The sequence below is a fragment of the Solirhodobacter olei genome (assembly GCF_004010155.1).
GTDB classification, from domain to species: domain Bacteria; phylum Pseudomonadota; class Alphaproteobacteria; order Rhodobacterales; family Rhodobacteraceae; genus Solirhodobacter; species Solirhodobacter olei.
This window is the reverse complement of the sequence record NZ_RRYH01000055.1, coordinates 1-17261: the sequence shown is the minus strand read 5'-3', so window position 1 is coordinate 17261 and position 17261 is coordinate 1. Positions and strand designations below refer to the sequence as shown.

Annotated in this window: 19 protein-coding genes; 12 read left to right on the top strand and 7 right to left on the bottom strand. The window is 61.2% G+C overall.

Features of this window, described 5'->3' with window-relative positions; all coding sequences use genetic code 11:
* Positions 1-668, top strand: a 668-nt coding sequence (locus EIP85_RS21955) for an SDR family NAD(P)-dependent oxidoreductase (protein ID WP_127904348.1), incomplete at its 5' end; no start/stop codon positions are given.
* A gap of 196 nt (positions 669-864) precedes the next feature.
* On the opposite strand, the gene EIP85_RS21950 is transcribed toward EIP85_RS21955, so the two are convergent.
* The 7 genes from EIP85_RS21950 to EIP85_RS21920 are packed head-to-tail and all read right to left on the bottom strand — an operon-like array spanning position 865 to position 7006.
* Complete coding sequence (locus EIP85_RS21950; protein WP_127904347.1) at positions 865-1257, bottom strand: Rid family hydrolase; 393 nt, start codon at positions 1255-1257, stop codon at positions 865-867.
* Between the two features lie 15 nt (positions 1258-1272).
* Entirely contained in the window at positions 1273-2160 is an 888-nt protein-coding gene (locus EIP85_RS21945) for a hypothetical protein (RefSeq protein ID WP_127904346.1), read from the bottom strand.
* Positions 2160-2915: an SDR family NAD(P)-dependent oxidoreductase gene (locus tag EIP85_RS21940; protein ID WP_127904345.1), complete on the bottom strand. Its 756-nt coding sequence runs from the start codon at positions 2913-2915 to the stop codon at positions 2160-2162. Before EIP85_RS21940 ends, EIP85_RS21945 begins: the two co-directional genes overlap by 1 nt.
* Before the next feature lies 1 nt (position 2916).
* Positions 2917-3732: a pyrroline-5-carboxylate reductase gene (proC, locus tag EIP85_RS21935; RefSeq protein ID WP_127904344.1), complete on the bottom strand. Its 816-nt coding sequence runs from the start codon at positions 3730-3732 to the stop codon at positions 2917-2919.
* Positions 3729-5027 carry an acetoin dehydrogenase dihydrolipoyllysine-residue acetyltransferase subunit gene (locus EIP85_RS21930; RefSeq protein ID WP_127904343.1) on the bottom strand — a complete coding sequence of 433 codons (1299 nt, stop codon included), beginning with the start codon at positions 5025-5027 and terminating at the stop codon, positions 3729-3731. The genes proC and EIP85_RS21930 overlap by 4 nt, the downstream gene beginning before the upstream one ends.
* A 10-nt stretch (positions 5028-5037) precedes the next feature.
* Positions 5038-6015, bottom strand: a complete 978-nt coding sequence (locus tag EIP85_RS21925) for an alpha-ketoacid dehydrogenase subunit beta (RefSeq protein WP_127904342.1) — start codon at positions 6013-6015, stop codon at positions 5038-5040.
* 1 nt (position 6016) lies between these two features.
* On the bottom strand, positions 6017-7006 hold the full coding sequence (locus tag EIP85_RS21920) for a thiamine pyrophosphate-dependent dehydrogenase E1 component subunit alpha (protein ID WP_127904341.1): 990 nt from the start codon (positions 7004-7006) through the stop codon (positions 6017-6019).
* Positions 7007-7246: 240 nt separating this feature from the next.
* On the opposite strand from EIP85_RS21920, the gene EIP85_RS21915 reads away from it, so the two are divergent.
* From EIP85_RS21915 to EIP85_RS21865, 11 genes are all read left to right on the top strand, one after another.
* A complete protein-coding gene (locus EIP85_RS21915; RefSeq protein ID WP_127904340.1) occupies positions 7247-8281 on the top strand; it encodes an amino acid ABC transporter substrate-binding protein in 1035 nt (344 codons plus the stop codon).
* 69 nt (positions 8282-8350) lie between these two features.
* Positions 8351-9511, top strand: coding sequence for an ABC transporter permease subunit (locus EIP85_RS21910; RefSeq protein ID WP_127904339.1), 1161 nt, complete (start codon positions 8351-8353; stop codon positions 9509-9511).
* Positions 9512-9520: 9 nt separating this feature from the next.
* A complete protein-coding gene (locus EIP85_RS21905; RefSeq protein ID WP_127904338.1) occupies positions 9521-10600 on the top strand; it encodes an amino acid ABC transporter permease in 1080 nt (359 codons plus the stop codon).
* Between the two features lie 19 nt (positions 10601-10619).
* Complete coding sequence (locus tag EIP85_RS21900) at positions 10620-11360, top strand: amino acid ABC transporter ATP-binding protein (protein ID WP_206615626.1); 741 nt, start codon at positions 10620-10622, stop codon at positions 11358-11360.
* A gap of 16 nt (positions 11361-11376) precedes the next feature.
* Positions 11377-12129, top strand: a complete 753-nt coding sequence (locus EIP85_RS21895; protein ID WP_127904336.1) for an SDR family NAD(P)-dependent oxidoreductase — start codon at positions 11377-11379, stop codon at positions 12127-12129.
* A gap of 15 nt (positions 12130-12144) precedes the next feature.
* Positions 12145-12672 carry a hypothetical protein gene (locus tag EIP85_RS21890; RefSeq protein ID WP_127904335.1) on the top strand — a complete coding sequence of 176 codons (528 nt, stop codon included), beginning with the start codon at positions 12145-12147 and terminating at the stop codon, positions 12670-12672.
* A gap of 85 nt (positions 12673-12757) precedes the next feature.
* Positions 12758-13453 carry a GntR family transcriptional regulator gene (locus EIP85_RS21885; RefSeq protein WP_164871863.1) on the top strand — a complete coding sequence of 232 codons (696 nt, stop codon included), beginning with the start codon at positions 12758-12760 and terminating at the stop codon, positions 13451-13453.
* Between the two features lie 91 nt (positions 13454-13544).
* A complete protein-coding gene (locus EIP85_RS21880) occupies positions 13545-14846 on the top strand; it encodes an NAD(P)/FAD-dependent oxidoreductase (RefSeq protein ID WP_164871862.1) in 1302 nt (433 codons plus the stop codon).
* Between the two features lie 23 nt (positions 14847-14869).
* Complete coding sequence (locus tag EIP85_RS21875) at positions 14870-15613, top strand: SDR family oxidoreductase (protein WP_164871861.1); 744 nt, start codon at positions 14870-14872, stop codon at positions 15611-15613.
* Between the two features lie 786 nt (positions 15614-16399).
* Positions 16400-16666, top strand: a complete 267-nt coding sequence (locus tag EIP85_RS21870; protein WP_127904331.1) for a helix-turn-helix domain-containing protein — start codon at positions 16400-16402, stop codon at positions 16664-16666.
* Positions 16666-17261 (top strand): HipA N-terminal domain-containing protein (locus tag EIP85_RS21865; RefSeq protein ID WP_164871860.1); only part of this gene is annotated, 596 nt, incomplete at its 3' end. The genes EIP85_RS21870 and EIP85_RS21865, both read left to right, overlap by 1 nt.

The following is a 17261-nucleotide window of genomic DNA, read 5'->3' as shown; positions in this document are numbered from 1 at the left end:
TCACCTCGACAACCGATCGGATCTTTGACCGGTTGGCCGAACTTGATGCGGGCAAGACCGCCGCCTTCGCACGGCCCGCTGATCTGACCAAGGCGGATCAGGTAACCAGTTTGGTCGCCGAGGTCACCGCCCGCCTGGGCGGCGTGGATATCCTGGTCAACAATGCCGGCATGACTCAGATTGGCGGCGATGTCGCTGCCGATGAGATGCAGAAGATGACCGAGGCCGCCTGGGACTACGGCATTGATATCAGCCTGAAAACCGCCTTCCTCATGACGCGCGCTGTACTGCCCGGCATGATCGAACGTCGCTACGGGCGCATCGTGCAGATGTCCTCGGTCACTGGGCCAGTCGTCGGCATCGCAGGCAGTTCGGTCTATGCTGCGGCAAAGGCCGGCATGCTGGGCATGACCCGTTCGCTGGCAATTGAGGCGGGCCCTTATGGAGTGACGGTCAATTGCATTGGCCCAGGTTGGATCCAGACCGGATCGAGCTCCGAAGCCGAGATTGTCGCCGGCCACCATACCCCCATAGGTCGCCCCGGCACGCCCGAAGAAGTTGGCCATATCGCGGTGTTCCTGGCCAGCGAAGAAGCGAGCTACGTCACCGGCCAGATGATTGTCGTCGACGGGGGCAACACGGTGCAGGAATACAAAATGGTGCATTAACAACCACTTGCCGTTCCAGCATCAACCTGAAGTTCTCATCACCCACGGCCAACAGGCATGCCGACTGTGGCAGATGGCTGAAGGCAGCCCCATGCGGAATTTCGGTTGAATCTCCAGCACTGCCTGAAAGCTGCCGTTGGTTCGGTGCGCAGCATTCCTGGACAGAAAGTCACCAAGCCTCGAAAGCGGGCGCTGATCAGGTACCGGAACCGATCACGGCGACGGCAGCGATTTCAACCTTCACATCCGGGACAGGGAACTGCACGACCAAGGCCGCATTGGTCGGAAGGATGCCATCGAAAATCTCGCCCAGTACCGGGCCGATCGTCTGAAAGACCTCGGCCGATGTGACATAGGTCGTGATCTGCACAATGTCCTTTAGGCTCGCCCCGGCACGGTTCAGTGCGGGCTCGATATTTTTGATCACCTGTCGCAGCTGAACCACCGGGTCAGCGTCGCATTTTCCCGTTGCATAGTCGATGCCGACGGTGCCCGAAACATAGACAGTCTCTCCAACCTTTACTGCCCGACTGTAGCCAAAAGCCTTTTCGAAGGTCGAGCCGGAGGAGAAGTTCTCTCGTTTTGTCATGGTGTCCTCGATTGATCAGAGCAGGTCGCTGCGCCCGAGGGCGCGCTTTGTCAGTTCATTGGCCGGGAACCAGGGGATGTGAGTGTCTACCCAGTTCGACATGCAGCTACAGTAAAGAATGACCTCAGACAGAAGGTCCTGCAGCGGCACCTCGGCTGCCTCCAAAACGGCAAGTGCGTCGTGAAGAAATGCCTCGCTGTCCGACAGGTGGCAGTAATGGCCGAGCCGCGAGATGCCCAGTTGAAGGGAGTTGGCAACGATTGCGCGGCGCGCGGCGTCGCCGTAGAGGTCCGGTTTGGACCAGATCTGCCAAAGGCTTTCCTGGACGAAGCGGAAATAGCCATCCGCCGTGACCATTGGGCCGAAGGGGATGTTGTGGCCGGTGTTGGCCAGCATCTTTGAGATCTCTTTCGGCTCGCTTTCCCAAGCAAGACGCTGCGCAAGCTGGACGCGGGACCAAGCGGACTCGGAACCCGGCAATGGCGCCTTCGGCGCCGCGTCAGCACCTTTCAGGCTCAAAGTGGCGCCAAAGATCCTGGTACCGGCCTCGCGCCGTTGCCGCTCGGCATATTCGCGCAGCCAGCCAACATCGCCCGTCAGCTGCCCCAAATGTGTGACCGACGCCGTTTCGGCCTGCAGCTCATCATAGATGATCTCCAAGTATTGACGATCAGGATAATAGAGAAAAGACCCCGGCGGCAGGCGATGAATGTCGGTGCCTTCCTCAAGATCAGCAAGAATCGGGCTTGGCCAGTAGATGTGGCAGCCCGCAATCTTGGCGCAATGGATCGTTGTTGTCGCCGGCAGCCAAGCCGCCAATTGGTTGAGGGTGGCTGAGCCCGGTCGGTCGACCAGCTCGATCTCATGGTCCTGTCCCTCGCACGAAAAGATCAGTGTCTCCATTAAATCTTCCTTTTCTGCACGAAGCCGTTCGCAATCCAGCCGCCATCAACGGGCAAGATCACACCGTTGATCATCTGTGCTTCGGGCGAGCACAGGAAGGCGACTGCGTTGGCGACCTCCTCGGGTTCCGCGAGACGGCCGAGCGGAGTGCGGCTCTCGACTCCCTCAAGGTCATAGACGCCGCGATCTATCAGTTCCTGAACCATAGGTGTTCGGGTGCCGGTAGGAGCCACAACATTGACTCGGATTCCGAGCGGACCCCATTCGACTGCCAATGAACGTGCCATGTTTTCCACCGCCCCTTTCGAGGCGCAATACGCTGTGCGTTGCGGGGCTCCGCCACTACCGTACACCGAACCGATCAACACAATTGAGCCCGAGCCCTGCGCATCCATCGTCCGAGCAGCGACGCGGGCTGGCAGATAGCTGCCGGTGACATTGACCGACATGATCCGATCGAACTCCCGCGCGTCGAAAGCCATTGCGGGTGCGACAGCCACAACGCCGGCAGATGTCACAAGGTAATCGACACGGCCATGGTCCGTGGCGATCCGGGCGAAGGTAGCTTCGACTTGAGTCTCATCTGTCACGTCGCAGACGATCGGGAGAATGCCCTCGCCGGGAGCCGCCTCTTTGATGTCAAGGGTCACCACCCGGTCGCCCCGCGCAGCCAGGGCCTCGGCGACCGCTCTCCCGATCCCCTGTGCGCCGCCGGTCACTACCGCGACAGCATTCTTTTGTGTTTTCTGGTTCATGTCAGCCCTCCCGGCCCAGTTCCACGCCACGATCGCGCGCCGCTGTTGCCGCCCGCGCCATCAGTTCTGTAAGCGCGCCATCGGCCATCAGGATCGAAAGCGCCGCCTCCGTTGTGCCACTGGGGCTCGTGACCCGCTCGCGCAATACGGTTGGCGAGACCGAGGCGTCCCTCGCCATGCGACCCGCGCCAGCGACGGTCTGTCTCGCCAGAAGTGGGGCGACATCTTCTGGAAGGCCAAGGCGAAGGCCCGCCGCAGTCAGGGCCTCTATGAAATGGAAGACATAGGCGGGGCCCGAGCCGGAAATCGCGGTCACTGCGTCCATCAGCGCCTCGTCCCCGACCCAAGCAACTTCGCCGGAGGACGCCATCAATGCCTCGGTGAGTTTGCGGATGCGCGGGGGCAAGTCGGTATCGGTGCATAGCACCATCATTCCTTCACCCACGGCGGCCGGCGTATTGGGCATGCATCGGATATGAGCGGCAGGGGCGGCGAGCGCAGAGCGCATCGAGGCCAAGCGGACGCCGGCCGCGACGGACAGGAAAGCCGCGCCTCGGGCGGCCAGGCTGGTGCAGTCCGCGAGCACCATCGCCACCATTGGCGGCTTCACTGCGACCACAACGAGATCGGCCTTCAGGTCAGTCGGCAGATCAGTTAGCGCCGCGACCGCGTGAGCTCCGGCGGTCTCGGCGCGCTGGCGGAATGCTTTGAACGGTTCGACCACATGAAGTGTTAGCTTGGGCATCCGTTTCAGCCAGCCTTCCAGCATGGCGAACCCCATGTTGCCCGCACCTATCAGAACGACAGTCGGAGTCATGCGCGCACTCCCGACAAGGCAATCTGGGCCCGCAGGATCGCGAGCACCGCGTCGGTCCGTTCCAACTGCGGCGCATGGCCGGTAGCTTCGAACAGATGCAGGCCGACACGGCCCGGCGCGGCCAGCGCATGTTGCCAAGGAAGGATGGCATCGGACCGTCCCCAGATCAGGCGGGTCGGGCACTCAAGTCGTTCGAGCGCCGCGCGAAGGTCAAACCCCTGGGTCGCATCGGGGAACAGGTCACGCGCCATCTGCAGCTGCGCCGCACGCAATCCGGCATCCATGCGAGATGCCATCGCCGCGCGGACGAAATCGTCTCCGATCATCTTTGGGTCACATACCATGTGGCGTAGCCATGGCCCGAGGCTATCCGGACAAGACGCCCGGGCGAGGCCTTCGATGAATTCGCCGTCGATCCGAGGGCCGAGACCGCCAGGAGCGATAAGGGTTAATGAGGCAACCCGGCGTGGCCGCACATCTGCGAGTGCCAGCGCAGAGGCGCCACCGAGCGAATGTCCGACCAGATGCACATCCTCGACGCAAAGGTCATCGAAGGCCTTGGTAATATCTCGGGCGAGATTGGCAAACCTTCCGACCCGCCGGTGGGGCGATTGACCGTGGTTCGGCAGGTCCAGCCTGATCACCGGCGCTTGGCGCGCCAATTCCCGCTCGATCGGCGACCATGACACCGCATCTGCTCCGAACCCGTGAATGAGCAGGATCGGAACGCCCGACTCTCGCCCGCTGCGGTACACGCTGAGCGGGCCGTTATCATCGACCGGCAGCGCCGCTACAGGGCGCGACTCCACCAAAGTCCCTTGTGCCGGCAGGTCGCGCAGCTTTATTCGCCCGGAGGGGCTGCTGGCGCCAAGGCGGCGCAGATCAAGCCCCAAGCGTGCCGCCTGCCGCCGGGCGGCAGGGCTGGCGACGATCCGATCTTCAGAGGTAGAAGGGTCCGGCGCAACGCGCTCCGGCTGTGGATGGATTGTCTCGCTGCGCTCTTCGTCTGAGGCGGAGGCTTCGTCCAGCTCGCCGTCAAACGCAGTATCTCCGGCCGTTACGCCGATCAGGCCCAGAACAGCTGAAAGTGGCACTTCCGCGCCGGGCTCCGCAAAGATCGCGGTCAGGTAGCCGTCGACCGGCGCATCGATATCGGTCGCCGCCTTGGCGGTCTCAACCGTCACCAGTGTCTCGCCCGCAGTGACAGACGAGCCCAATCCGACGGCCCATTCGAGGATGACCACGTTCTCCATGTATTCGCCGCCGGCGGAATCGACCCTGATCGGTGTCGCCATTACTGCCCCCTCAAGCCAACGTGCGCCGGGCCGCCTCTGCGATCCTCGACGCGTTCGGGATCACCGCGGCTTCCAGCGGCTCGGAGTACGGGATCGGCATGTCCGGCATGGCAACACGGGAGACTGGAGCATCAAGATCGTCAAAACAGTGGTCCATGATCGTGGCCGAAAGCTCCGAGACATAGCCGCAGAAGTTCCAGCCCTCATTCACCACGACCGCGTGATGAGTCTTTGCTATCGAAGCCTTGATCGCGCTCAGATCCAGTGGCCGCAGTGTCCGCAGATCGATCACCTCGGCTCCGATGCCGTCCTTGGCCAGCAGCTTGGCCGCCGCCTCCGCTTCGACCACCATCTTCGAAGATGCGAAGATCGATATGTCCGTGCCCGAAATCGCCACCCGCGCCTTTCCGAGGGGCACGAGCACATCCTCTTCGTTGGCCACCTCCCCGCGCGTGTTGTAGAGGAGCTTATGCTCGAGGAAGATCACCGGCTGCGGATCGCGAATTGCTGCCTTCAGCATCCCCTTTGCGTCGGCCGGAGTGACAGGAGCTACGACCTTGATGCCAGGGATGTGGGCGAGGAAAACATCAAGGCTTTTCGCGTGCTGCGCGCCCGTGCCCACCCCTCCACCCCCCTGCGTGCGCAGGACGAAAGGGATCTCAATCTGCCCCTCCCAGAGGTACCCGAAGACTGAGGCCTGATTGACCAGCGCATCCATGCAGAGCGGCACGAAGTCAGCATACATGATTTCCAGGATCGGCCGTGTCCCGGTCATCGCGGCGGAAACCGCCATCGCGGTCAGTGCCTGTTCCGAAATCGGCGTGTCGCGAATGCGACCCTCACCGAATTCATCCATGAGCCCGCGTGAAACCTTGAACACACCACCATAGCGGCCGATGTCCTCGCCGAACATGAACACCCTTGGATCTCGGCCCATCTCCTCGCGCAGCGCCGCGTTGAGCGCCTCAGCATATCGCATGATCGCCATGTCAGACCTCAGTGTAGGCGCCGCTCGGGCGATGGAATTCGAAGACCGGGAAGGGGTCAGCAAGCGCCAACGCAAAGGCCGCCTGGATCTCGACCTCGGCGGCCTCAGCGATTTCGGCGACAGCTTCAGAGCCAATCGACTTGCTCAGAGTCTCTGCTGATAGCCGAATCGGGTCTCGATCCCGCCAAGGGGCCATTTCAGCTTCCGACTGATAGCCGCCCATGTCAGAGGTCGAGAACCCTTGCATCCGGTAGGTCTTCGCCTCGATCAGTGTGGGCCCATCATTACGGCGAGCTCTGGCGGCGGCCTCTGCGACAGCTTGGTAGACCGCCACTACGTCATTGCCGTCGACCTTCAGACCGGGCATTCCATAGCCCGCCGCACGGATGAACAGATCCTCGACGGGTGATTGGACTTCCTGACGGACGGTCAGACCGTACTGGTTGTTCTCAAGCAGGAAGATCACTGGCAACTTCCACAAGCCCGCCATGTTCATTGCCTCATGGGCGATACCAGTCTGGGCCGCACCGTCGCCAAAGACGGCCATGGCGACCCGGTCCTCCTTCATCACCTGGATCGACAGCGCCATGCCCGCTGCCGCCGGAATGCCCGCACCTACAATTGCGTTGCCGCCGATCATCCCGGTAGAGGCATCGCCCAGCAGCATGTGCCCGCCCCTTCCCCGGCAGTACCCCGTCTCGCGACCCATGATCTCGGCAACGATGCGGCGGGGATCCATACCCTTGCCAACATAGACATGATGGCCTCGGTGCGTGGTGCAGACGTAGTCATTTGCCCTTAATGCCATGCAGCCTGCGACGCCCACTGCCTCCTGCCCGTCGCATCGATGCAATGGGCCGCGGGTCTTTCCGTCCTTGGCGAGGCCGCCGAGAATCTCCTCGAGACGCCGAGTTAGGATCATCCGTCTATGGATTTCCATTTGTTCTTCGATAGATGGGGCGTTCTGCATCGCGGGATCCCAGCAGGTCATTTTGTTGTATCATGTATCTTAACGGCCCTCCCTGCAAGCCGCATTTTTCGCGCAGCCAAGCAAGGCGTAGTCTACGGCCTCCAAGGAATTTCCTATAAAAACAATTATTTAATTAGATTCCTGGCCAATCCGCGGAGAACAAAATTTTTTTCTGGACAGCGGCTTAATTTAGAATGTTATATCAAGAATCACGACAGCTCACAACACTGGCGGAAGACACAGACCAACAGGAGAGAACAAATGAAACTGATGCGGATGATCGCCCTGGCAGGCTCCATGGCGATGGCAGGCACAGCAGCACACGCCCAATTCGGCAGCACGCTGAAAGCAGTGAAGGCACGCGGCTTCTTGTCCTGCACCGGCCACAACGGCTCCTACCCGGGCATGGCCGAGGTGGACAACAAGGGCAATTGGAAGGGCTTTGACATCGACATGTGCCGCGCGGTCGCCACCGCCATCTTCGGCACAGCGAAAGGCCATCTCAAAATTCAACCAACCAGCTGGGAGCAACGCTGGCCCGCCCTTCAGTCCGGTGCGCTCGACATGGTCATCAAGGCCACCGGCTGGACCATGAGTCGCGATACGGAGCTTGGTGTTCAGTTCTCGCGTCCGTACATGCTGGCCGCAATCAGCTATGCCACACATGCCGACAACGGCGCCAAGACCGTCAAGGATCTCAACGGCGGCACGCTCTGCGTCCAGTCCGGCACTACGTTGGAGCGATATGCGGCCGACGATCAGAAGGCGCGTGGCTACAAGCTCGAGGTGGTGCCGTTTGATTCCACCGAGGCCGCGAAGGCTGCCTTTCTGTCGGGCAGGTGCGATGCGTATGTCGACTGGGACCTCCAGCTTGCGGTGATGCGGACGACCGAGGTCAAGGATCCGAAGAGCATTGTGATCCTGCCTGACGTGTTGGCGGCAGAGCCGATCGCCATCGCGATGCGCCAGGGTGATGACCAGTGGGTCGACATCGCGAACTGGGTCGAGTCGATCCTGCTCGAAGCCGAACAGGCCGGCATTACCTCGGCAAATGTTGATGAGATGCGGGCCCACCCACCCACTCCCGCGATCGCCACCATGCTTGGCGTAACCCCGGGTGTCGGCAAACGTCTGGGTCTAAAGGACGATTGGGCCTATCAGGTGATCAAGCAGCTCGGAAACTACTCCGAGATCTGGAACCGCAATGTGGGCCAGGACTCGCCCTATGAGCTGAAGCGTGGCGTCAATGCGCTCGTGAAGAACGGCGGGATCCTCTACCCGTTGATCATGGACTGAACCGACCGAACGCAAGCTTCGGGGCCGGCCACAATCCGGCCGGCCCCATCATCCCGAATGGGGTCTGAAATGCTCTCGATGTTCACCAGCCGAAAGGCCCGCGCCTTCGCCCTGCAGGCGATATTCCTGGCCGTTGTCATCGCGGTCATCGGCGGTGCCTTCGTAGAAGGGCGGCGCAACCTCGCGGCGCAGGGCATCACTTTCGGCTTCGGCTTTCTAAACCATACCACCGGCTTCGACGTCGGCTTCAAGCTGATCAGCTATGACAGCTACAGCACCTATTCTCGGCTCATCTTTCTCGGCATTCTCGACTCGCTCTTCGTCGGTGCCTTCGGCATCGTTGCAGCAAATCTGGTGGGTTTGGTCATTGCCATCATGCGCACGGCAGGCAATTCGACCTTCAACGCGCTGGGAACGGTCTATGTCGAAATCTTTCGGAACATCCCCCTCATCCTGCAGGTCGTCTTCTGGTATGCGCTCCTCACCCGGCTACCGCCACCCCGGCACGCGCTCTCGGGCTTCGACAGCTTCCTGACGTCGCGCGGGGTCTATATCCCGGGGCTGAACGTCACCGGCGGCCACGCAGCGGCGGCCTGCGCCATAGTGATCGCTGGGCTAACTGGACTTACCGTCCTGTCGATGTCCCGTAGGCTGTCGCGCTTGCCTTTCGCACGCCTTCTGCGCTGGGGTGTCGGGCTTGCCACGCTATCAGGCGCAGTCCTCACCCTGCATCTCGGCCGGATCAGTGGCACGCCGCTGGTCTCGCTGCCCAAGTTGCAGGGCTTCAATATCCAGGAGGGGATACGCATCTCCCCTGAGTTCCTCTCGCTGCTGATAGGCATGGCGGTCTACGGCGGGGCCTACATCTCCGAAATCATCCGAGCCGGCTTTCTGGCGACAGGAAAGGGGCAGGTCGAGGCGGCGCAATCTCTTGGACTGACGCCCTGGCAGGTGTTTCACCGCGTGCGCCTGCCGCTTGCCATCCGCGCCGTTCTGCCGACGCTCATCAATCAATATGTCTGGCTGTTCAAGGCGACCACGCTTGGCATCGCGGTCGGCTACACCGATTTCTTCGCGGTCATCTCCGTCTCGATCAACCAGGCCGGGCACACGTTGGAACTGATCGGCATTCTGATGCTGGGCTTCTTGGTCATCAACAACGCGATGGCCCTCGTGCTCAACCGTGTCAACAAAGCCATCGCCCTTCGGGGCAATCAACTTCGCTCGTGAGGAACCGCCATGTCTGTCACGACACTGCCCCACGATCCGACGCGCAAACAGGCACACCGCAAGCGCCGCCTGTCGCGCCCGATTGACATGGCATTTTCCGCCCTGGGGATTGGTCTCGCCGCGCTGGTGCTTTGGCGGATCTTCAACTGGGCGGTGCTTAACGCCGTCTGGATCAGCCCGGACGGGACCTCGAAGGTCTGCCGCGGCATCTCGGGCGCCTGCTGGGCGGTGATCGACGTGCGCTGGCGGCTAATCCTCTTCGGGCTTTTCCCGTTCGAGGAGCAGTGGCGCTCCAGCCTTGCCTGCCTTGTCATTGTCATCGTCGCCATTCTGTCCTGTCTGCCACGGTTCTGGAGGGCACCCCGACTGGCAGGCCTATGGATCGCGGGTTTTGTGGCCTTCTACGTCCTGATGGCGGGCGGCATCTTCGGCCTGACGTCAGTCGCGCCGGAAAAATGGGGTGGGCTGACACTGACCGTGTTCATCTATGCGGCCGGCATGCTGATCGGAATGCCAACAGCGATCGGGCTCGCGCTCCTTCGGCGATCAACGATGCCAGTGATTGCGAAAATCACAGGTCTCTTTATCGACGGCATTCGTTCCCTGCCGCTGATTACGATCCTATTCACTGCAGCCCTGATCATGCCGTTCGTCTTGCCGCCATGGCTTCTGGGCGACAAGATCTGGCGCGTCGTCATCGGCTTTTCACTCTTCTTTGCCGCCTACGAGGCCGAAAATATCCGTTCCGGCATTCAGGCTCTGCCCGCCGGCCAGGAAGAAGCTGCCAAGGCCCTTGGCCTGACCTATTGGCAGCGCACGACCCGCATCGTTCTGCCGCAAGCCTTCCGCAATGCCCTGCCGCCGACGATCAACCAGTTTGTCATCAGCTTCAAGGAAACCTCGCTGATCGTCATCATCGGCTTTTTCGATGTGATGGCCTCGGGCAAAGCGGCCTTTGGTACGGGCGACTGGTCTTTCGCCTGGGTGGAGGTCTACGTCTTCGTCGCCCTGATCTATTTCGTCTTCGTCTTTAGCCTGTCTCGCTATGGCGCCTATCTCGAGCGGCGCCTGCGCGTCGGCCAACACTGACCGCACCAAGGAGATCACCATGGGCGAAACCGCCATCCAGATCACCGCAATGAACAAGTTCTTCGGCAAGTTTCATGCGCTGAAGAACATTAACCTCACCGTCGGCAAAGGTGAGCGGATCGTCATCTGCGGCCCGTCCGGCTCCGGCAAATCCACCCTGATCCGTTGCATCAATCGGCTGGAGGAGCATCAGGATGGTTCGATCAACGTTCTCGGGACCGAGTTGGACGACAATGTCTCCCATATTGACCTGATCCGCCGCGAGGTCGGGATGGTTTTCCAGCACTTCAACCTGTTTCCCCACCTCACTGTTCTTGAAAACTGCACTCTTGCGCCGATCCTGGCGCGGAAGACCGCTCGGGCCGAGGCGGAGGGGACCGCGATGAAGTATCTTGAGCGGGTACACATCCCCGAACAGGCGATGAAGTTCCCCGGCGAGTTGTCTGGTGGACAGCAGCAGCGCGTGGCCATCGCCAGAGCGTTATGCATGAAGCCAGAAATTCTTCTGTTCGACGAGCCCACCTCAGCGCTTGACCCCGAGATGATCAGCGAAGTTCTCGACGTGATGGTCTCGCTGGCCGCCGACGGCATGACCATGGTCTGCGTCACGCACGAGATGGGCTTTGCAAGGCAAGTCGCCGACCGAGTGATATTCATGGACAAAGGCGAGGTGGTTGAAGAAGGCGCGCCTGACGACTTCTTCAGCGCGCCGAAAAACGACCGCACGCAGAAATTCCTGAATCAGATACTGTCACACTGAACCCGCAGAGGCGCGCATGAAAGTTACCCTTGTCACCGGCGCAGCCAATGGCATTGGACTTGCCGTCGCCCGGCACCTTTCCAAGGCTGGGCATCAATTGGCGCTCGTAGACCGCGATGCCGAAAAACTGCTCAAGGTCGCCGCAGACCTGACGGGCACCAGGGTCCGTTGGTATCCTGGTGACGTCACTGATGCCGAGCGCGTCTCGGAAATCGTCGATGCTGCAATGGCTGATTTCGGCAGAATAGACGGATTGGTGACGGCTTCCGGCATCGTCAAGGTCCGTCCATCTTTCGATGTACCTCCGCAGGAGTTCCGTAGCCAAATCGAGGTGAATGTCACTGGAACGTGGTTCTATGCCCAGGCGGTCGGCCGGCAGATGGCGCAGCAGCGTGCCGGCAGCATCGTCATGATCGGTTCGGTCTACGGCTTCGCCGGGGCCCCGGACCGGGCGGCCTATTGCGCCTCGAAGGGAGCGGTCCACAACCTGGTGCAGGCTTTGGCCGTCGAGTGGGGACCATTAGGGATACGCGTCAATGCGGTCGCGCCGACGGGGGTCCGGACGCCAATGGTACAAGAACTGATCGATAGCGGTCAGTACAATCTTGCCGGCGTCAAGGCTCGCGCGCCGCTTGGGCGCCTCGCCGAAGCGGTCGAAGTCGCCGAGGCATGCGCCTTCCTGCTGTCCGACAATTCCCGGATGACAACTGGTGACGTGCTGCGAGTCGATGGCGGATGGGTCGCCAACGGCTACACTGTTTCGAACTAAGGACAAACGTGGATCATGTGCGACATTCACAACCACACCTCGTTCAGTGATTACCGGTCCATCCCGATGTCCGAGTGCCTTCCTCTTGCGGAGCGTCTGCAGGCCGCCGGCACGAAATGGCATTCCCACGTCCTGTCGCCGGCCTGCCGACACAATCCGTTTCCGGAAGTCTACGCGATAGTGATAGAGGACGGACGCGCGGGCACCGCCTACATCGCCGAGGGCTCCGCCACCTTTCCTGAGGTCGACAAGGACCTTGTGAAGATGCTTCATGGAGAGGACATCATCGATGCGACGAAGCTCGCCTGCGATCCTCCAGCCTCAATCCTCCTTCACAATCTGAACTGGCTGCAAGAGCGCCGGATCTCTTGGCATCACCACATGCATTTCCCGACCTGTGTGTTCAATCCACACCCCGGCCAATGGTCGATCTCGGTCGAGGCTCCGAACATTTCGATGTCGGAAGCCTATTCCGACGAACCCATTGAGGTCCTGCGACGGGTCGAGGTGCTCTACTTCGCCAATCTCGAGGATTCGACCTGAAGTGCCATGAACCTTCGTCGCAACCGCAATATCCGCTAAACCAGAACTGCCATAGTCGCCCCCGGAAAGGTATTGAATGTCGACAATGATTGACGCGCTCGAGACGCTGACGCCAGTCGGGCGCTCCGACACGCTGGCCCAAAAGGTGCGCACCGAGCTGAAGGAAGCGGTCATGGCTGGCCGTTTCGCGCCGGGTGAGAAGTTGACCATCCGCAGTATCGCCGGCGCCCTGGAAGTCAGTCTGACGCCGGCGCGTGAGGCGCTCTACAATCTCGCCTCGGAAGGCGTGCTGGAGTTGCGGCCGAACGGCTCCGTCTATGTGCCTGAACTGACGGTCGACCGGGTCGAAGAGCTGGCCAAAATCCGCGTGGCGTTGGAGAGCCTTGCCTCCCGCGAGGCAGTTCGACGGATGTCCGACGCGGAAATCGGTCCCATCGTCGCGATGAACGACGCGCTGATTGCCCGCCACGAGTCCCATGACTATTCGGCGCTGATCGCGCTGAATTGGCAATTCCATTTCACGCTCTACCGAGCGAGCCGGATGGAAGTCTTGGTCCGCATGATCGAGAGCTGCTGGCTGATGACCGGCTCCTACCTGAACGTCATCTACCCCGAATTTGCTGAGGTCAGTGAAGGCATCACAAATCACCAGCAAATTGTCCGTGCCTTGGAACGTCGTGATGCCGACCGTGTGGCCACGGCAATCACAACCGATATCAATCTTATGTCCGACGCCTTGGTCAACGCCATCGAGCACAAGAAGAAGGCCCGGAAAAGCTGACAGGCCTAAGGCCTACACGCAGGCACGCCTGCATTTTTGATATATCATGCAACAATGCGGGCGGATCAGCCTGCGACAGGAAGACTGGGAAATGGCACGGATCGACGCAAACATGCAGCCAGTCCTATGGACCGCCATCAGCAAGGAGCCGGCTTTCGTCGACAACCAGTCGCGCCGGGACGACTATGACATCGCAGTTGTTGGTGGGGGATACACCGGTCTTTCGATTGCGCTCCACGCCGCCAAAGCTGGCCAGTCAGTCGTCCTGGTCGAGGCTGGGACTATAGGCTGCGGCGCGTCGGGGCGAAATGGCGGCTTCGCAGTGCCGCACTTCCCGGGCGGGATCACGGCCGAAGACGCGATCGAGGCCCTGGGCAAGGACAGGGGCGAGCGGCTTGCCCGGCTTGTAGCCGATGGAGCCGCCCTCCTTTTCGATCAGATTCGTGAACTGGGCATCCAGTGCGATGCGGAACAAAACGGCTGGCTGCAGCCGGCTCACTCCGAGAAGGCGCTGGCCAAGGTTCGGCGGGTCTATCAGTCCTGGCAAACCAGAGGGGTGGATGCCGAATGGTTGGGTGCGGGCGCCGTGGCCGAGCGTACCGGCGCCAACGGCTATCTCGGCGGATGGTTCCGAAAGAGTGGAGGAACGGTAAACCCTTATGCTCTGGCGCTGGGATTGGCGCGAGCGGCGCAGGCGAAGGGAGCGGACCTCAACCAAGAGACCGAGGTCACGGGCATCCGAGCAGATGGCCCTGCCCGGATCCTGCAGACCACTAAGGGCGACATTCGCGCGCGCAAAGTCGTCTTCGCGACCAACGCCTATACCCCTGCACTTTACCCGGGACTGGCGGAATCGGTGATCCCGGTGCTGCTTTACCAAGGCTTCACCCGACGGCTATCTGATCCGGAGCGGCGCGATATCCTGCCTACCCGTATCTGCTTCACTGATCTCAGGAAATCCGGCGGCTTCGCGCGCTACAGCCCGGACGACCGTCTGACCTTTGGGGGAGCAGTGTTCCGTATGGGCAATCGGCGGACATACGGCGAAATGCACGGTCGCAACCGGCTGGCGGAACTGTTCCCGCAACTCAGGGACATCCGCATCGAATCCTACTGGGAGGGCTGGTGCGCGCTCACCGATTCCTATCTGCCCGCCATTCAGCGGCTGGATCAAAACGTCTATTCCCTGATGGGCTTCTCCACCCGTGGTGTCGTCTTGGCCCAGACGCTCGGCCAAGAGATGGCTCTGTTCCTGTCGGAGAAGAAGACCGAGGCCGAGATGCCCGTCCGCGTCGGCGGCGTGCGGCCCATCGCACTGCAGCGGACGAAGGCCTTCCTGGGCGGGTTTGCCTTCCCAATCTACCAGATGCGCGATGCGCTGCGCCTGACCTAACCTGACCTATAGCGGAGAAAATGATGAATCAACTGCATGGCAAGACAGCCGTGGTTACGGGCGGCACCGGTGGGATTGGTAGCGCGGTCACTCGGCAACTCGTCACTTCCGGCTGTAAGGTCGTCACGGCCTCGGTCGACTCAGAGGAAAAGCGCGCGGCGCTGGCTGCCGAGACCGGAGCGACATGCCTCTATCTCGACGTGCGGGATCGGTCGGAGGTCATTGACAGCCTGACCCCGATCGCTCCGGACTTACTTGTGCTGGCTCATGGCGCGCTTGGTCGAACCGGCACGCTGTTCGACCAGCCCGGTGACAGCGCGCAACGCTTGGTGGATGTGAACATACTTGGTGTCCAGAACTGCCTCGAGGCGGTCGTCCCGGGCATGATCGACCGCAACGACGGCCACGTGGTGGTGCTCGGCTCCGTGGCACTCTACCCAAGCCTCGGCCAACCAATCTATTCGGCAACGAAGGCCGCCGTTCATTCCATGGCTCGGAACCTGCGGATGGAGCTCTTCCCGCATCTCGTCCGCGTCACCGAGATTCGCCCCGGCCGCGTGCGCTCCGGTATGCACGCCGAGATGTTCGGAGGCGACCTTGAGGAAGCGAACCGCCGCGTCTACGACCCCGTCAGGTGCCTGACGGCGGATGAAATCGCGGAAGGTATCGTTTGGGCGCTCAACAAGCCTGCACATTTATGCGTTGCCGAGCTCGAAATTCTCGCAACCGAGCACGTCATTGGCGGCGTCCGGTACAAGGGAATGTGATCCGTCGCCGCCGATGTCGAGACGACGAGAAACGGAACTCGTGCTTGCCTGCGATCGGTCTTGCCGAGTGGGGATTGCGTCAACGGCCGCCCGACCAGGTTCTTCAGGCAGGCTCAACATGCCGGTGAAGACGGTGAAGACGGTGAAGACGGTGAAGACGGTCAAGCAGAGAGCCCCGCCTGAGGTGTTCCAATCCAATAGAACAACCTGCATGTGGGCGTGATCCGAGCCTGAATGTCTGCTTTGCCACAGGTGAGCGAGGCGAGGTGGTACCGCGGCGAATGACCGGTTTCCGCCCTTCTACGCGCCCTTCTGAACTTCGTGGACGTTGCCAAGAGCCTGCCGCCCCGGCGGTAGGAGTTTATCGACAATCCTTGCTATCCTTCGGCTCACTCGGATGGGTGAAGGCTTCGAAAGTTAATCTGCCAACTCAAGACCCCCGAGATCCAAGGCTGATCAGGACTTCTCGGCAGTCGACATGATCCGCCCTAAAGCAAGCCCCTATCGCCCTACGCGAGCCGGACATTTAATGGGGATCGCCCCGGTCGAGAACCACGTTGGAGCGCCGGTCGTTGTGTCGACATCCGTGCAATCGCCTGTTTTGCGGATAGGGACTCAGGGCCCCGGGGCAGATCCTGTCTTTCTTTCTGTGCGTCATGTTTCGCATGTCTGCTGACCGGAGAAGGGGATTACCATCTATGATCAAAAGGCCATGAAAATCCCATGCGTGGTATAAATTGAAAAAGTGCGGCACATGGTATAAATGGAGAAAGTGCGTGGTATGGTATGGAGGCCGCCGTGCAAAGACCAGAGCAGTTTCGGGATCTGAAGGAACTCGGCGGCCTCGTGAGGCGTCATCGCAACCGGTGCGGCCTTTCGCAGCAGGAACTGGCCTCGCTGAGCGGCGTGGATGCAAAGCAGATCTCGCGTATTGAGACCGCCGCCCACGAGGCCAAGATCACGACCCTTCTGCGGGTGACCGCGGCGCTGGGCCTGGACCTGGCCCTTACGAGCAGGTCCGGTCCTGCCTCGCGTGTCGAGGACATCTTCTGATGGGGCGCGCGCCACAGACGCGAACCCTGGATGTCTGGGTCAATGGCAGGCTGACGGGGTATTACCGCTATAGCCCGTCGGGCGGCGTGAGTTTCCAGTATGAGAGGGCGTGGCTCGACTGGGGGCATGCCTTTCCGCTATCGCGGCAATTGCCGCTGATTGCGCGGTCGCAGAATGGCAGGCATGTGAATGCGGTCTTCGAGAACCTCCTCCCCGACAACGCGCCGATCCGGAGAATGATCGCGGAGCGGACCGAGGCGCGCAGCGACAGGCCGCATGATCTCCTGGCGGCGATCGGGCGCGATTGCGTGGGGGCGATGCAGTTCGTGCCGCACGGCCAGGACCCGGGGGATCCCTTCGTCATCGAGGGGGTGGTGCAGAGCGAGGCGCAGATAGCCGAGACGCTCCGCCACCTGACGCGCGATCCGCTCGGGATCGTTCAAGGCGGGGAGCCGCTGCGCATCTCGCTCGCGGGGGCCCAGGAGAAGACGGCCTACCTGAGGCAGGGAGAGGATTGGGTGAAGCCGCATGGCCTGACACCCACCACACATATCTTCAAGCGCCCGATCGGCGTGACGCAGCGCGGTCTCGACCT

What these genes read in the sequence shown, in the direction of transcription:
- EIP85_RS21950 (WP_127904347.1), bottom strand. Translation starts at nt 1,257, where the DNA reads ATGACAAAACGAGAGAACTTCTCCTCCGGCTCGACCTTCGAAAAGGCT.
- EIP85_RS21945 (WP_127904346.1), bottom strand. Translation starts at nt 2,160, where the DNA reads ATGGAGACACTGATCTTTTCGTGCGAGGGACAGGACCATGAGATCGAG.
- EIP85_RS21940 (WP_127904345.1), bottom strand. Translation starts at nt 2,915, where the DNA reads ATGAACCAGAAAACACAAAAGAATGCTGTCGCGGTAGTGACCGGCGGC.
- proC (WP_127904344.1), bottom strand. Translation starts at nt 3,732, where the DNA reads ATGACTCCGACTGTCGTTCTGATAGGTGCGGGCAACATGGGGTTCGCC.
- EIP85_RS21930 (WP_127904343.1), bottom strand. Translation starts at nt 5,027, where the DNA reads ATGGCGACACCGATCAGGGTCGATTCCGCCGGCGGCGAATACATGGAG.
- EIP85_RS21925 (WP_127904342.1), bottom strand. Translation starts at nt 6,015, where the DNA reads ATGGCGATCATGCGATATGCTGAGGCGCTCAACGCGGCGCTGCGCGAG.
- EIP85_RS21920 (WP_127904341.1), bottom strand. Translation starts at nt 7,006, where the DNA reads ATGACCTGCTGGGATCCCGCGATGCAGAACGCCCCATCTATCGAAGAA.
- EIP85_RS21915 (WP_127904340.1), top strand. Translation starts at nt 7,247, where the DNA reads ATGAAACTGATGCGGATGATCGCCCTGGCAGGCTCCATGGCGATGGCA.
- EIP85_RS21910 (WP_127904339.1), top strand. Translation starts at nt 8,351, where the DNA reads ATGCTCTCGATGTTCACCAGCCGAAAGGCCCGCGCCTTCGCCCTGCAG.
- EIP85_RS21905 (WP_127904338.1), top strand. Translation starts at nt 9,521, where the DNA reads ATGTCTGTCACGACACTGCCCCACGATCCGACGCGCAAACAGGCACAC.
- EIP85_RS21900 (WP_206615626.1), top strand. Translation starts at nt 10,620, where the DNA reads ATGGGCGAAACCGCCATCCAGATCACCGCAATGAACAAGTTCTTCGGC.
- EIP85_RS21895 (WP_127904336.1), top strand. Translation starts at nt 11,377, where the DNA reads ATGAAAGTTACCCTTGTCACCGGCGCAGCCAATGGCATTGGACTTGCC.
- EIP85_RS21890 (WP_127904335.1), top strand. Translation starts at nt 12,145, where the DNA reads ATGTGCGACATTCACAACCACACCTCGTTCAGTGATTACCGGTCCATC.
- EIP85_RS21885 (WP_164871863.1), top strand. Translation starts at nt 12,758, where the DNA reads ATGATTGACGCGCTCGAGACGCTGACGCCAGTCGGGCGCTCCGACACG.
- EIP85_RS21880 (WP_164871862.1), top strand. Translation starts at nt 13,545, where the DNA reads ATGGCACGGATCGACGCAAACATGCAGCCAGTCCTATGGACCGCCATC.
- EIP85_RS21875 (WP_164871861.1), top strand. Translation starts at nt 14,870, where the DNA reads ATGAATCAACTGCATGGCAAGACAGCCGTGGTTACGGGCGGCACCGGT.
- EIP85_RS21870 (WP_127904331.1), top strand. Translation starts at nt 16,400, where the DNA reads ATGGAGGCCGCCGTGCAAAGACCAGAGCAGTTTCGGGATCTGAAGGAA.